Source organism: Alicyclobacillus hesperidum subsp. aegles, from assembly GCF_027923525.1.
GTDB lineage: Bacteria > Bacillota > Bacilli > Alicyclobacillales > Alicyclobacillaceae > Alicyclobacillus > Alicyclobacillus aegles.
This window is the reverse complement of record NZ_BSBJ01000056.1, coordinates 1-381: the sequence shown is the minus strand read 5'-3', so window position 1 is coordinate 381 and position 381 is coordinate 1. Positions and strand designations below refer to the sequence as shown.

At 55.6% G+C, this 381-nt stretch carries 1 rRNA gene; it reads left to right on the top strand.

Features of this window, described 5'->3' with window-relative positions:
- Positions 1–228, top strand: a 16S ribosomal RNA gene (locus tag QMF38_RS11430); the annotation flags it as partial.
- Positions 229–381: the final 153 nt, after the last annotated feature.

The window sequence follows — 381 nt, the reverse complement described above, 5'->3', positions numbered from 1 at the left end:
CAACTCGCCTGCATGAAGCCGGAATTGCTAGTAATCGCGGATCAGCATGCCGCGGTGAATCCGTTCCCGGGCCTTGTACACACCGCCCGTCACACCACGAGAGTCGGCAACACCCGAAGTCGGTGAGGTAACCCTAAGGGGAGCCAGCCGCCGAAGGTGGGGCGGATGATTGGGGTGAAGTCGTAACAAGGTAGCCGTATCGGAAGGTGCGGCTGGATCACCTCCTTTCTACGGAGAAATGCGAAGAGGCGTAGCGTGTGTGTTTAGTTTTGAGGGAGCGAATGACTCGCAAGAGTGATTTGCGAACTCAAGGACCTTGGCAACTGCATATGAAATGACCTTGCAACCTGGTAACCGAGGATTGGAACAGGTGACATGACG